Source organism: Sedimenticola selenatireducens (assembly GCF_007625115.1).
Classification (GTDB): domain Bacteria; phylum Pseudomonadota; class Gammaproteobacteria; order Chromatiales; family Chromatiaceae; genus Sedimenticola; species Sedimenticola selenatireducens_A.
The window spans coordinates 18,961-33,699 of sequence record NZ_VMNH01000030.1 but is presented as its reverse complement, the minus strand read 5'-3'; the positions used below and the strand labels follow the sequence as shown (position 1 = coordinate 33,699).

At 49.4% G+C, this 14,739-nt stretch carries 14 protein-coding genes; 8 read left to right on the top strand and 6 right to left on the bottom strand.

Annotated elements, in window-relative coordinates:
• Positions 1-161: 161 nt before the first annotated feature.
• From FHP88_RS17745 to FHP88_RS17730, 4 genes are all read right to left on the bottom strand, one after another.
• Positions 162-902, bottom strand: a complete 741-nt coding sequence (locus FHP88_RS17745; protein WP_144360439.1) for a PaeR7I family type II restriction endonuclease — start codon at positions 900-902, stop codon at positions 162-164.
• A complete protein-coding gene (locus tag FHP88_RS17740; protein WP_144360438.1) occupies positions 903-2,627 on the bottom strand; it encodes an Eco57I restriction-modification methylase domain-containing protein in 1,725 nt (574 codons plus the stop codon).
• Positions 2,628-3,116: 489 nt separating this feature from the next.
• Positions 3,117-4,094, bottom strand: coding sequence for a ParB/RepB/Spo0J family partition protein (locus FHP88_RS17735; RefSeq protein ID WP_144360437.1), 978 nt, complete (start codon positions 4,092-4,094; stop codon positions 3,117-3,119).
• Positions 4,095-4,203: 109 nt separating this feature from the next.
• Positions 4,204-5,373, bottom strand: a complete 1,170-nt coding sequence (locus FHP88_RS17730; protein ID WP_144360436.1) for an AAA family ATPase — start codon at positions 5,371-5,373, stop codon at positions 4,204-4,206.
• Between the two features lie 1,194 nt (positions 5,374-6,567).
• Between FHP88_RS17730 and FHP88_RS17725 the strand changes: the two genes are divergently transcribed.
• From FHP88_RS17725 to FHP88_RS17705, 5 genes are all read left to right on the top strand, one after another.
• Positions 6,568-7,293, top strand: a complete 726-nt coding sequence (locus FHP88_RS17725; RefSeq protein WP_144360435.1) for a replication initiation protein — start codon at positions 6,568-6,570, stop codon at positions 7,291-7,293.
• Positions 7,294-7,542: 249 nt separating this feature from the next.
• The gene (locus FHP88_RS17720) at positions 7,543-8,541 is read left to right on the top strand and encodes an SMODS domain-containing nucleotidyltransferase (protein WP_144360434.1); all 999 of its coding nucleotides are present in this window, start codon (positions 7,543-7,545) and stop codon (positions 8,539-8,541) included.
• A gap of 209 nt (positions 8,542-8,750) precedes the next feature.
• Positions 8,751-10,328: a ThiF family adenylyltransferase gene (locus FHP88_RS17715; RefSeq protein ID WP_144360433.1), complete on the top strand. Its 1,578-nt coding sequence runs from the start codon at positions 8,751-8,753 to the stop codon at positions 10,326-10,328.
• The gene (locus tag FHP88_RS19575; RefSeq protein WP_144360432.1) at positions 10,303-10,800 is read left to right on the top strand and encodes a Mov34/MPN/PAD-1 family protein; all 498 of its coding nucleotides are present in this window, start codon (positions 10,303-10,305) and stop codon (positions 10,798-10,800) included. Before FHP88_RS17715 ends, FHP88_RS19575 begins: the two co-directional genes overlap by 26 nt.
• A gap of 11 nt (positions 10,801-10,811) precedes the next feature.
• A complete protein-coding gene (locus FHP88_RS17705; protein WP_144360431.1) occupies positions 10,812-12,326 on the top strand; it encodes an SAVED domain-containing protein in 1,515 nt (504 codons plus the stop codon).
• Here FHP88_RS17705 and FHP88_RS19255 read toward each other — a convergent pair.
• Together FHP88_RS19255 and FHP88_RS17700 are read right to left on the bottom strand one after the other, a co-directional pair.
• Positions 12,309-12,455 (bottom strand): hypothetical protein, encoded by a 147-nt coding sequence (locus tag FHP88_RS19255; protein WP_186297782.1) that lies wholly within the window; start codon positions 12,453-12,455, stop codon positions 12,309-12,311. The genes FHP88_RS17705 and FHP88_RS19255 overlap by 18 nt on opposite strands.
• 46 nt (positions 12,456-12,501) lie before the next feature.
• Positions 12,502-12,684 carry a hypothetical protein gene (locus FHP88_RS17700; protein WP_144360430.1) on the bottom strand — a complete coding sequence of 61 codons (183 nt, stop codon included), beginning with the start codon at positions 12,682-12,684 and terminating at the stop codon, positions 12,502-12,504.
• Between the two features lie 348 nt (positions 12,685-13,032).
• Here FHP88_RS17700 and FHP88_RS17695 point away from each other — a divergent pair, with 348 nt between their 5' ends.
• The 3 genes from FHP88_RS17695 to FHP88_RS17685 all read left to right on the top strand — a co-directional run bounded on the left by FHP88_RS17695 (position 13,033) and on the right by FHP88_RS17685 (position 14,739).
• Positions 13,033-13,251 (top strand): helix-turn-helix domain-containing protein, encoded by a 219-nt coding sequence (locus tag FHP88_RS17695; protein WP_260843357.1) that lies wholly within the window; start codon positions 13,033-13,035, stop codon positions 13,249-13,251.
• A gap of 224 nt (positions 13,252-13,475) precedes the next feature.
• Positions 13,476-14,441: a P-type conjugative transfer ATPase TrbB gene (gene trbB / locus FHP88_RS17690; RefSeq protein WP_186297781.1), complete on the top strand. Its 966-nt coding sequence runs from the start codon at positions 13,476-13,478 to the stop codon at positions 14,439-14,441.
• A complete protein-coding gene (locus FHP88_RS17685) occupies positions 14,425-14,739 on the top strand; it encodes a TrbC/VirB2 family protein (protein ID WP_144360427.1) in 315 nt (104 codons plus the stop codon). The genes trbB and FHP88_RS17685 overlap by 17 nt, the downstream gene beginning before the upstream one ends.

The window sequence follows — 14,739 nt, the reverse complement described above, 5'->3', positions numbered from 1 at the left end:
GGTAATCCTCCAATATTTAGCTGACGCTAAAGGTTGAATACCTAAATTACAACACTAACTTCTGCTTTACTGCGCGGTGGGTCAGCACCAATGAGGACAGCCCTCCTGGTTGTACGATCATAGCCGGCTTGTAGCAAACTCCCCTACCCTTTTCAGGCGCCCTACCCCAACCGCGCAGCTTCAGCAGCGACATGGCCCGCTAGTGTAGCAACAAACGTCCTGAGGCCAGTCATAGAAGACAGCTCGGAGAACTTACCTGATTCTGCGGCACTCCGTTCCGCAGTAATGACAGCAGCTGTTGTGTAAAGCTGTTCCTGCACCAAACGCTGGCAAAGCAGGTCATACCGTTTGAGGTACGAGGCTCCCTTGAACTCTTCGAACACTGGAAAGTGTGGCGACGCATCACGCACCGGCTTACGAGAGCCTGGCGCATCCTCAACCATCATTAGCCACCCAACAAATGGACGTGGTTGTTTACCAAACGCCTCCTCTCGATAAGCAGTCCAGAGATCATGTGCCGTACCGATAGCCTCCTCTGTACGGTTATTGAAGTTGTTTCCGAAGGAAGGGCCAACTTGACTTTTCAGCTCAATCGCCGCAATCAGCTCTCCCTTGCTGATCACGAGAAGATCCCAGAGCTTTGTTGGTCGAAAATAACCCGGCAGCGTAAGCACCGCGCGCTTCTGGTGAACCTCAGCATCAGCTAACCCGTTTGCCTTGATAATATCGATAATCAAGGCTAAAAAACCGTCCATGTTCTTTCCAGAGGTGACCCCCGCTCGTTCACCTTGATCGGGCTTCCCTGACTCAACCTGTTTCAGCTTTGCCGCGTTTCTGTTACCCCAAAAAACTTTCACCGCCTCCCGGGCTTTTTTCTCGTAATTGACTAGATCAAGAGCCATTTATTCTCCATTGCCACCTAGGGCAGATCGTTCTTCTTGATTAAGGCCATAGAGCTTGAATGTGGCACAGTTGCAGGCCTGTATGTCACGCCTGACAGCGGCATCAATCAACTCTCGGCGTAGTTGCTCGGATACATCTGCCCACGGCGGAATGCGTATTCTGCGTAAATACTGCGCCTGGAATCGTAGAAAGCCTCCTCGCATTTTGGTGGAGTACGTCGCCACGAAAAGGCGAGTAACAGCGGATAGCAGCACCGCTTGTAAAGCCCGCAGCTCCCAGTCTTCAGACGTGACGAAATAAAGGTTGTGGTGCGGATACAACTCCCCACCCTCAAAAACGATGTGAGCTTCCCCTTTAATGTCAGGTATCAATAGCTTTGGTTTTAAGGCCAACGCCGGTGTGATGCGATCAATAGTTCGATACCAACGTGCTGGTGATTTCTTGGCACAGTGGCGGGTAGCGATAATATCTCGATGAGCTTCAAGGAAACGCTTAAGACGCGGATAATCCTTAAGATCAACGAGCCCGCCGGTTTCAGCAAATGGATTAATAACCCCTTGGCCACGCCACTCAACTTCCCCCGATAGGATGTCTTTCGTCATTACCAGCGGTAACTTACGGTCTGGCTCGACATCCAACGAATTATATTCGCCAATAAACACCCTGTCCGCACCAGTAGCAACGCCAATTCCCACTTTGCAGCCGACCTCTTCCAGGGAAGGAAAATATTGTTCTAAACGGCGGATAACAGCCATCTGGTCAGAAGATTCCAACAGCCAGGGCTCAGAACCTTTCATCACACTGGCTAATTCGCGTACGCCACTCTCCTCTTGCGGTAGCGTCGGAGCACGAAGCGAATCCGCGAGTGCAGTCAGTGTTGCCTGCTCAATATCAGGGCGGTGTGCAATACGGGTCGCACCTGGATCTTCACGACTGATAATCGTTATTGCAGGATATGACATCACATCCGATTGAAAAGCGGGGGTATCCACCATATCGACATACACTTTCAGGTGATACCGTTCTGCCACAAGGTTTCGAAGAGGTCCACCATATCGGTTCTTCATCCATCGGTCTGCGCAAATGAAACCCATATGTCCCCCATCAGACAAGACAGAAAGCGAACGCTCGATGAAGGGAATATAGATGTCTGCCCTGTCATACATCGTCTGGTACCGGTTGCGGTACTCAGCCAATAAGGGCCCTGGGATTAACTCTTGACGGACGTAGGGCGGATTACCCACTACAAAATCAAACTCCCCTTCAAGCGAAGCTAGCAGGAAGTCTCCCCTCGACAACCAGCGATTAGCGATAACAGTCGCCTTATTGGACGCTACCCCCTCACTCTTGAGGAGAGCTACAACATCGGCATGGGTGCTATGAAAGGTATCGTGGTGAAGCTCTACAGCCCTAATCGCATCACTCAGATCCTCTAAGGCATCCCCATTCGGTTTTGCAGCCCGCCAAGCTTTTAGCAACCGCATAATAATTGGAAGCAGGAAATCACCCGCGCCAAATGATGGCTCTAACAGCCGCAAATTATACAGAGGCTGACTCTCGGTATAACCTGCCAGATCCAGGATGAAATTCACAACCTCAAGGCGCGTAAAAATAGCTCCACGTGCTTCTAGCCCACCATTCGTAGCCAATGCCTCGGTCGCCGCCGTAATAGGGCAAGCAGGAGCTAAAATGGTCTTCTGGACAACGGTCGGCGTAAATGCCATCAATTAAACCTCAATAAATCATCGAAGATACGCTATGTTCACGCACTACCTCGGCAATGCTGCTCGACCAATATGGTCCGGCAACAAGTAACGACACCCAAAGTCGATAAGATACTACGCCTTTGACAAGGTAAGACTGTGCAGAGCACCTCGGTAACGCTGTTTCTGAATAGATATTTATCATCATATAATACAGAAAAAGCAGATCAATCAAATGTTTGATTATGTAATATAATCAATATGTTATGTAGATAATTCGCAGGTGCGAATTTCACATGTGCCCCCTACCCTCTTTTTGTCAGCTATTCCAACCTTTAACTAGCAGGTCAGATTGTACATTTGTGTAACAGAGAAACAACATCAAGCTTTTCACACTCAATAGCCTCAGTTGCGAAGCATCTGTGGAGCGCTTATAGAACACCTCGCCAATAGTTCAGTCTTGATCTATTGGCTCATCCCAACGACCCCACTCCCCTATGGTGCCCATCCCTAAATATTCTCTCTCACAGCGTCATTAATCAGACTTAACAACGCATCCAGGTTACCTTCAAACTTAGGATCTATCTTGATATGCAATCCACTCTTGCCCGATTTTGAAACAGAAAAGGCTTTCTGTTTATCCAGTGTGTAATCTTTACTAAAATTCACCCCCCCTCCCCTTTTCGGTTTTGCTGCCTCGAGTAGGGCTTTCAGGATCCCTGCCCCATCAAGCGACTGTCCCTTGATTGCTTTCGCCCGCTCTAGAACTTTTGGGCGCAGCTTTGAATCTTTCAACAGCGGCGTTAATTTACGCGCATGGGTGACCTTGATGTCAGTGATGTCCTTGTAACAATCGACCACCTCTTTTGGAAAAGCTGATAACGCGATGTACTCATTGAGCCACGCCTTCGAGGTCTTCATCGCTTCAGCCATCTCTTTCTGGGTCGAGTAAAGTTGCTTTAAAGCATTGGCATAGAACACGGCACGCTCATAATCAGATATGTCTTTTCGCTGCCTGTTCTCCGCATCAACCAGAACAAACGCCTGTTGATCCGTCAGACTCTGGACTTCAACCAGATAAGGGACACCCAAATAGGATGCGGTCCAGTGGCGCCGCGTCCCGACGATGATCTCGTAGTCATGGTCTGGATCGTCAGCGATCTCACGAACAATCGCCGGTATCTGCTGACCCTGCGCCTGGAAGCCTTCTATCAGATCCGAACAATTATCTTCATTGAGAAGATCGTAACGTCGGTCATGGTCGGCCCAAATCCGACAACGTTTGGGATCAATCTTGAGCTGAACCTTCAGTTCATTTTTTCGAGGCGTTGCGTGCGTTGGCAAGGTTTCCAACCGATGGCGAAACGCCCCAGGTGTTGTGCGTTGTTTTTCCTCATCAGCATCCTTTGAGTTGCTACTACTTTGCTCATGGACATTGTCCCGCAACGCATCCATGAGTCCCTTCATCTTAGATTTTGAGCCGGCCATATTCGTCTCCAATTTTGTCGAAAATACGCAATCAATAGAAATACGTTTTTCATATATACATCATATAGTTATGGTGATAATTCGCAGGTGCGAATTTCCACATATATCCTTACAAAAGTCCCTCTTCTCGCAACACCTCGGCATGGGAGGGCCAGGACTGGCGGATAAGCAGCAAAAGCTCCTCGTTCGCTTTATTGAAATGATTAACCGCCCGCTTCCATGTTTTCCGGGGAACACTATCAGGCAACACTTCATACAGACTACGACCATACATGCCGGCACGATCCAGTGCGGCAGTCTTCGTCACCGAATGGCGCATCAAGGTATTGCCCATCACTTCGGGAAGCAACTCCACCAATTGCTGCTGTGTTTCGGAATTCATATCCAGGCGCGTCACTAGCAAGCGCACAAACTTGTAGTCAACCTCACCAAAGTGACGCTGCAGCGTCTCTACTACCTCGACCAACATTGAGAAAAACGCACGAGTGGAGAAAATATCGTAGAGCGCCGGCGGAGTGGGGACCACCAACGCATTGGCTGCCTGCATCACACTCAATGAAATCATTCCCAGTGCCGGTGGAGGGTCAAGTAGGATCACATCATAGTTTTGCTCTATGGACTGCAGGCCAAGTAATAACCGGAGGAGGGCGGTTGGATTCTTGTTAGCCTCAACCGCCAGTCCATACTCGGCGTTGTAAAGCATTAGGTTGGACGGAATCAGATCCAGTGAATCCCAATAAGTCTCCCGAATCGCATAGGCAAGTGAAGATTGCTCACCATCGAGGAGCGGTAGAAGCGTATTTGAAACGTTGACATCATCATCAGGGACATAACCAAAAGCGGCGGTTGAACTGGCCTGCGGATCGCAGTCAACCAACAGTACCCTTAACCCATGCTCGGCCAGGTACTGAGCCGCATGGACGGTGGTTGTGGTTTTTGCAGACCCACCCTTAAAGTTGGAGACGGCAATCCGGATCGGATCATCACCAGCGCCGCGACGAAGGCGGGTTCCGAACACTTCCCGCGCACGGTTGATATCGGCCAGCGTATACCCTGTTCTCCGGCCATCCGCCAGCGTCTCCCGCGGCTGGAGCCGGCCTTCTTTCTCGGCCGCACGTATCGTATGATATTTCCGTCCGATGAGAGGTTCCGCTTCCTTCATGGTATAGATCTTTGGTGCCATCTTCCCAGGTTTGGCATTAATGTTACGATCATTAATGGCCCGGATTAGCCGATGCATCCGTTCGCTTAAATCCGACAACGTCGATAATGATGTCATGAAGTACTCCGTTAGGTGATGAGTTACGTAATTAACTAATATTGGCGAATATTCACACAATAACTAACGAAAAACAAAAAATAACGTAAATAGCATTATTGGGCATGAATTCTCAAGAATGGCGAAGCTCAATAAGAGGGGCATAGAGCCCCAAAAAAGAGGGGGGCTCTCGAGGCTGCAAACGAGTCAAGATTGTATAGATCGGCGGGTAGGAGAACGCACAAGGCATGAGAAGGCGTAAAAAGGAGAGTGCCCGCCGGCCCTTACTTGTAGACGCTTTTTGGTGAGCGATTAGCGAACCGGTTTTATTGGTTGTGTGAGCCAGAGGCGAACACTCATTAAAGTATTTATTTTGTGGTGGCTGTGAATTGGATAAGTGGTGGAAGGTACGGGTGAACGTAGTGAACCTATTTGGATTATTTCTGTGAGTCGGAGACGAACAGTCCTTAGAAGATGTTGGGAAAAGAATGGAGATTGGAATTTCGTATCTAAATTTATTTAGAGAACGGAAGCACACCATGGATGGTGTGCAAAGGCCGAAGGGGCGAAGCCATGGATGGCGAAGGGTAGGCGTTGTTATGTGAAAAGGGCGTCCTTCTTTTGAGTATGATTTGAGTTATCCACAGCCGCAGGACTCTTTCTTGTTTTTTAATGTTTTTATACTTGTTTTTAAGAGGTGTTTTTACTCAGTAAATACAACAGGTTAGGCTGGCCACGTGCTACAATTTTACGGTGGGATGCTACAAAAATACGGTTTAATACTACAGTTAAGCGGCTTGATGCTACAAATTTACGGCGTTATCCACAGGAGGAAAAAAGCCAGTAATGGCGCTGGTTTCAGGCTATTAAAGAACAATATTCACATATATCAGGAATTTAAAGGCGAATTATTTTAAATAATCTCTAATGCTACAAATTAGCGGCCAGTGATGGGGTTCCAAATGCTACATATTTACGGTGTTCGTTGAAGCAACCTATACAGATACCCATACCCCAAATAATTCAAATGCTACAGATTTGCGGTTAATGCGCTTGAACTGAAATGCTACAAATTGACGGCATCCCCTCAACCCCCTCTATATGAGGCCTGGAATTCACTTTGCTGCTACAGATATCCGGCTAATGCTACATGCGTTTACATTTGTAGCATATTGCCATAGACTAGCCCAAATTACATATCGCCTAGGAACAAACATGACTAATCACAAGGAGGTAGGAAAGGTTGCCAGATCTTCTATCTCGAGTCGTTTAGTTACGAAGGCGAACGCGCTGATCGAGGCATCATACAGCCTCACGCTCAATGAACAGCGAATTATCCTTGCCTGTGCCGCTCAATTGGATGGGCGAAAGCCATTACCCAAGGACAACCTATTCACGCTCTCGGTGGACGAATTTAGCGACCTGTTCAATACCGACATGAAGAGCGCCTATAGGGAAATGGAAGACGCCGTGAACAAGCTGTATGAACGGGATATCCGCAAGATCGAAGGCGAAGTAAAGAAAAGGATGCGCTGGGTCTACTCAGCGGAATATCGAAAAGGGGAGGGCAAGGTCAAGCTGGGATTTTCGCCAGAGATAGCACCCTATATCACAATGCTACACAAGCGTTTCACCAGCTACCGCCTGGCCGAGGTAGCGGAACTCTCCTCCACCTATTCGATCAGGCTTTATGAAATGCTGGCCCAGTTTACCGGGACCGGGCTTTTCATTATCACGGAGCAAGACCTGAGAAATCGCCTGCAGCTGCAGGGCAAATATGACCGTTTCACCAACCTGAAGGCACGGGTGATCCAGCCCGCGGTGAATGAGTTGAACCAGAAAACATCGCTGCATATTGAGTGGAAACCGATCAAGAAGGGTAGGGCGGTAGACCGCCTTGAGTTCAGATTTGAAGAGAAGGCTCAGATGGCGTTGTTGTAGTGAATAGAGTATAGACTCTCGAATTGGCATCCATCTTCAGGCTTTGTAATCAGCAGGTCGCGGGTTAGACTTCTTTCGTCAGCTAAATTTGTGGATGGCCCGTCCCACAGAGTGGGACTTCTATCCTTACCTGCCGGACCCACATACTGAGAAATTTGCCGATGTATACGAGGCATCAATCCGAACGAATGTGCAGTATTCACTGCCCGACGTACTAATGACTCTTAACGGAATGCAAGAGGCGCAAAGGTGACTCCAAACTCTCGATTTTCCGAATTCCTGGCCGACATAGAGCCCAGCCCAACCACAAAAAGTAACGCTTCGAGTGCACAAAACCGCTTACGTGAAATACTCCAGGCGGATGTCGACTTCGGTTCACGCCATCGCACCACCTTCTTGTCAGGCTCATATAAAAGGGAAACCGCCATTCGGCCACAAATTAAGGGCGGCAGAATTAAGCGTCCGGACGTCGATATTATCGTAGTTACCGACTATCGGTTCAATGATCACCCTGGTGATGTGGTCGACGCAATTCACAAGGCATTGACACGGCATTACACGCCGACCAACCGCCAGGCTCGCTCAGTTTCAGTATCTACCCAATTGGTAGATATGGATGTGGTACCACTAATTGACCCAACCGGGACAGGCGAGTATTACATCGCTGATCGGCAACAGCAGCAATGGCTCAGAACCAATCCGCCTGGACACACACATTGGACAAGTGACATAAACAATCGCTGCAGCATGCGCTTTAAACCCCTCGTCAAACTATTTAAGTGGTGGCGCCGAGAAAATGGGACAGTTGGCAAGAGGCCGAAAGGGTTTGTGCTTGAAGTGATTGCTGCGGAGTGCATAAACCCAGATGAAAAACATTATGGTGAGCTATTTGTTCAAATGCTGGAGAAAATTGTGGTGCGCTATGCCAACGACATTCGCTACTACTCAGTACCCTGGCTGGAAGATCCGAGTTTGCCGGGCAACAACGTCCTTGCAGGCGTAAGTTTCGATTCTTTCAACGGCTTCTATAACAAGGTGGTAGAACATGCCGCTATCGGACGCAAGGCGCTGTCACTGGTAGACCAGGAGCAAGCAACGGAAGGGTGGATGAAGCTCTTTGGTAAACGTTTTCCCAAGCCATCGGTCGGAAAGGAATCCGGACTTATGGAGTCGACCACTGTTGGAGCTGGCCTGACTTTCCCTGATCATCCCGTGCGTCCGCGAAACACACCGGAGGGGTTTGCGTAATTGTGTGGTTCTTAACCGATCTGGCTCGACTGGAAAGAGAGCGTGCGACGGTCGAGGAGCTAGCGACAGAAACCTCATGGCTTGACTCAGTTTACTGGCAGATCGATGGTGCAGACGTAACTCTCGATTGCTCTATATGCTTACACTCAGGGGAGCGATACGAGGTTAGAGTCCGGTTCCCCTCCCATTATCCCAGTGCACCCCCGTCAGTGCGACCTCGCCAGCCGGCTTGCTGGTCCAGTCATCAATATGGTGTGGGTGGTGACCTTTGCCTTGAGCTTGGACCAGACAATTGGCACCGCGATCAGAATACTGCTGCAGATATGCTTGTGAGTGCCCATCGACTTTTGGCTGATGAAGAGGCGCGTCGAACTGAAGGCGCGACTGTCATTCCATCTCGCCATTCCGTAACTCAAGGGCAAGAACAGCGCGGAAAGTACGTCAGGTTTATCATAACGCCCGCAGCATTGGCAGAGCTTGGTGGCGTCAAAGACGGCGATTGGGCGATTGCACACTTTAGACAGATATACCATAACGAAGCCTCCATCGTGTTTCTCTTCAAGCTTGAGATTCAGGGCAATGGTCCGTTAGTTTTTAGCGAAGTTCCTGAAGAACTCTCTCGTCACGGATTTAGCGTCATAGGACTAGTAAAGGGAGGCAATCAGGAGGCGGCGCTAACTGATGCTCTTTCGAATGCAGAGGCGCTAGCATCCTATCTTGATGGGGAGACATTACCGATTCTGGATGGCGAATCCGACCCACTGTGTGAAACCCGAGTTGATTTTGTGCTGATGCGCTCGGCAGATAGCTCATGGCAGCTCACAATGCGCTGGGGTAGTCGCCAGAAGCTTTGGTTGTGTTCAACGGTTATTGCTGAAACATCACCCGCCAGCGTGCGTTTAGGCCCAGACAGCGCTGAATTATCTGACACGACCGTTGCTATTGTTGGGCTTGGATCAGTAGGCAGTAAGATCGCAACGTCTTTGGCACGTTCAGGCGTGAATAGGTTTGTCTTGATCGATGACGATCTCCTGCAGCCAGATAATTTAGTCCGGAATGACAGTGACTGGCGCCATGTTGGCCAGCATAAAGTAGATGCTGTTGCGGATCGGTTAGCCTTAGTCAACTCCAAGATAGAAGTTTACCGTCACCGCGTGCGGTTGGCCGGGCAAGAATCAGCAACTACAGCCGCATCGGCAACAGCGGCCATGGGGAACGCCTCGGTGATTATTGATGCGACTGCAAACGCTGATGCGTTTAATCTGTGTGCACATATTGCAAGGCAATCGCGCCGCCCGCTGGTTTGGTTGGAGATTTACGCGGGTGGTATAGGTGGTCTAATTGCACGTGCGAGGCCCGATAGAGACCCCGAACCATTCACTCTTCGCCAAGCGATCAACGATGCGGCGGGGCGCATTGCTAAGGAGAAAAACGCCATATCTCCGGAAACGGGAGCCAATTATGCGATTGAGCGGAGCAATCAATCACCAATTATTGCCACGGATGCCGAAGTATCAACTATTGCACACCTGGCTTGCCAGCTCGTAGCCGATACTCTGCTCGAGCGGGAACCGAGCAGGTTTCCAAATCCGGCTTATCTTGTTGGCCTCCAAAGACAATGGATCTTTGACCAACCGTTGCAGGTGTTCCCCATCGATTCTCACGATATTGGGTCATGGACATCCGATTCCCCCATGGACAGCTCAACACACGCAGCCGGACTCGACTTTGTTAAGCAACTATTTGAAGACCTTGTGAGCCGTGGTAAAACTGACACTGCCAGCTGAATGGCGAGTGCGCCTAATTGACGAGCTTGAGAGAGCCGGTAGCCACGAGATTGGTGGAATCGTGATGGGGGAGCAATTGGCACCAGGTGAGTTCCGGATAGCTGAAATGACTTTTCAGCGACGAGGAGGTTTGGTGGCGAGTTTCGTACGAAATGCAAAGTGGGCACTATATTCTCTCTGCAATTTCTTTTCACGAACGGAGCACCGATATCAACAATTTAACTATCTTGGGGAATGGCACTCACACCCACTGTTTGCACCGGCCCCAAGCAAGCGAGACCATGCCACAATGATTGATCTCACTTGCCATGGGGAGACGGGCGCAAACTTCCTCATCTTAATGATCGCACGCTTAGATGCCTCTAGGTCCCTGGAGGGTAGCGTTACAGTGTATCTACCCAATGGTACCGTGGGAGCGGGCATTCTAAGAGACGACGAGAGCCTAGGTCGAAGAGGCCGGGCTATTGAATGAGGTAGACCTCTTTGGCAAACACGACGACGGCAATTCACAATGGCTTTAACTACCAAGCGCGTATTTTTTGGTTGCACGCGTTTAAACTTCTTAGGCCAGAAACCCATGTTCACGAGGTGATATTTGAATCTGCCAGCCCCAAAGGGTTTGATGATGTTGTCGTGCTATATGACACGCCAATTCCCCGTGGCGGGACGGAGCGTATTACCGAGGAATGCTATCAGATAAAGTGGCACGTCAGTGCTGGTGGTCGTTTTGGTTTCGAACACCTCACTGATCCTCAATTTATCTCTGCCAAAAGTGTGTCCTTGCTCCAAAGGCTGAGGGATGCCGTGACCAGAAAGCCAGATGGATCTGCATTCGTTTTTCTGACCACCGACCGGATCGCCGACTCCGATCCATTGTCAGGCCTGATCTCTAAGAATGATCATTCCATCCTGTTGGAGAAGTTATTTAGCACCAGGACGGACAATAGCTTAATGGGAAGTGTTCGCGCCTGCTGGCGCAAGCACCTGAAATTAGAGAGTGACCAGCAACTCAAACCGATCTTGTCCAAGCTGCGAATATTTGACGGTTACCGATCGCTCGAGGAGCTTCGGCAAGAAGTTAATACTAACGCGGTTGCTGTTGGCCTAAAGCCTGACAATGATGCAAGGTCAGATTTTCGTTACGACGATCTAGCTCAAAAACTAAATGGGCGCAAGATTGATACTTTTAATAGGGGGAATTTGGTAGAGGTGGCCAAGGAAGAAGGGCTATGGGTTGGGACACCAATTGAGCCGGTGGGATCGTTATTAATTGCGATTCACAGTTTTTTAGGGCTCGCAACTGATCTGGTTTCGGCGGAACCGGATAACACACTGCATCTCAATCACTTGTTTCGGCAACGCTACCTTGAAGAGGGTAGGGAATGGCAGGCCGACATCAAACCTCTTGTTGAATCTTTCCTTACAGATATGGCGCATCGATCATCTGACCTTCGTCTTGTGATGAACGCACACGCGTCGATCGCTTACCTAGCAGGCACGGTTTATCATGTGAAATCAGGCATTCATTTAGAGCTAATGCAAAAGGGCATAGTTGGCGGTCTCAGGGCCTGGTGCGCGGACGACAGGACCGCGGGAGATGCATTAAAGATTACGAACAATACCCTGGGCGGCTCACCTGATATTGCGGTCGGCATCAGCATTACTCAGTCTGTTGAAGCGCACATGCAGCGCTATATTGATGCATCTTTGCCTAGTGTGGGGCACATGGTAACAGCGATGCCGCATTCGGGCCCCGGGCAGCAATGTATTTCCGGAGGACAGCATTCTTCCAAGCTCGCGCAGCAGCTGGCTCAATTTATTCGTGAAGTAAAGATCGATAATTTCGGAGCAACTGTGCATGTATTCGCTGCATGCCCAAATAGTTTCCTTTTTTACCTTGGCCAACAGCACCAGGGGATAGGGCCTGTAATTGTTTATGAATTTGATTTTGATGGACAAGGAAACAAAGGCTATCAACCATCATTTTTGATTGAATAGGAGATTGCTGAAAATGCTATTCAACCCTTCTCCAAGCAGCAACCAAATAGCACCCAATATAAGACCGACCATGAATCCCACCAAGTAGGCCATGGCAACAATAATCGTAATGGTCAGCAGAATTCCCATCTCTATCTCCTTTTTCTGGCCGGGCCGAAGCCCGGCCGTTGTGCTGTTATTCCTCTTTAGGCGGCAGGAGAACGATTTCACCATTCACCGGAAGCGCAGCCAGTTTGATCTGATAGCCGCCCTTGCTGTTGGACCAGGCAGCACCGATCTTGTGGAAGAAGGTGTTTTCTCCCTCTCCGGTCACGGTGTAGGCGATCAGTGAGGGTCTTTTGGATTTGTTTGTGCTCATGGTGTAGCTCCTTTTGCAGTGTGAATGTGCAACCAGGTCAACCGGCAGGAAAGGCGAGGGGCCAGGGGTCAGGCCAGTGGATGGAGCGGCCCGCAGCGCAGCGAGGACACGGGAACGCAGACTGAACGAAGTGAACCCCTTGCGCGTCGTCGAGGCCGGTTAGGGTTTGCATACAATTCACACGGAAGGAGGCACTGAAGCACCATCATAAATATCAAGTACGCCAATGAGATACCGTGATATTTCGAAGAGAAAACAGTACTGGAAACCGGAGAGCGGTTTCATGGACAATAAGCGTATCAGATAATCATAAAAACGGGGCAAGAACCCGGCCGTGGGAGCATGACAATGTCCGAAACAAGAGACGTATTGGCACAAAACATCCGGCGACTCAGAAAAATAAAAGGGATGCAGGTGAACCAGCTGGCGGAGGCATCCGGACTCTCTCGATCTTTTGTCGGCATGGTGGAGCATTCCAAGGTGAATATCTCCATCGACAAAATAGAGGCTATCGCCAAAGTGTTGGGTGTTGAGGTTTATGTGTTATTCGTCACACAACAAAAATAATCGGGGATCCTGAATAGTAAAAATCCTAGTGACCTGTATAATCGCTTATTTCGTAAGTATAATAAATAATATTAAGTATTATATATTAGCCTTTTTATTATTATTAATTGCAGACTTTCTTGTTTAATTAATTGTAATAATTAATTATTTATAGGGAAAAAAAGGACTTTACAGTTTAATTTCTGTGTAATATATTTGCCCTGCAAGTTAAAGCAGGGATGACGATGGATCGTTTAAACCGCCTTCGGCGGAAGCTCAACACGGAACTAGGCATACTCATTGCCACCGCTTTGGAAGATCCCAAGGTCAGTGACATCTATCTCAATGATGATGGCAAGATCTGGATAAACCGGGCAGGGCAAGCCAAGGAATATGCCGGAGACATGGAGCCGGATCAGGCAATCAGCCTGATCCGCACAGTCGCGTCATTGGTTCACAGTACCATCACCGAAGACTCCCCGGTCGTTGAAGCCAAACTACCCGGCGGCGAGCGTTTCATCGGTGATATATCACCCATCAGTACCGCCCCAACGTTCTGCATTCGTAAACCCGCCCGTGTCGTCTTTAGCTTAGAAAGCTATGTCGATCAGAGCATCATGAATGAACGACAGTGTGCCGCGATTAGAAGCGCGGTACTCAGCCGCTATAACATCCTTGTGGTGGGAGGTACAGGTTCCGGTAAAACCACACTCACCAACGCCATCCTGAAAGAGATTGCCCGCGCCACACCAGAAGATCGCATATTGATCTTCGAAGACACCCCAGAGCTGCAATGCAGCTCCCCCGATCGGTCATTCAAACTCGCTACTGAAACCGTCAGTATGCGAGCGCTATTGCGCAACGGCATGCGGCAAATGCCGGACAGAATTATTGTCGGTGAAGTGCGAGGTGCCGAGGCATCCGTTGTGCTTCAGGCCTGGAATACCGGACATGAAGGCGGGGTACTCACCTTACACGCCAATTCGGCACGGGAGGGAGTGCATAAATTTCAAGAATACGTAGAGGAGGGACTACCCGGCACAGATAAAAGACAAGCTATCGCCAATGCTGTTGATCTAGTCATTTATATGCCCAAGCGCAAGGAGGGATCACCACCTCAAGTCAAAGAGGTGTGCTGGCTCCAGAAGCTGCGTGAGGGGGAATACCAATTTGAAACAGTCCAAGAGGTTTCTCATGTTCACGCGATATAAGGAAATATTCTGGGTCGGATTAATTTTCGCCCTCATGGTTACGGACGCTACCGCCGGCACCGCCACTGGCCTACCGTGGGAAAACCCACTCCAAACTATCACCAACTCAATCACCGGACCAGTGGCCCTGGCAATCTCACTCATCGCCATTGTCATTACCGGCGCAATGCTGATCTGGGGTGGTGAAGTGAATGACTTCGCCAGAAAGCTGATCATCATTGTGCTGGTCATTGCGCTGATTGTTGCAGCGACCAACGTATTGACCACGCTGTTCGGTGCTACTGGCGCGGTGATTTAG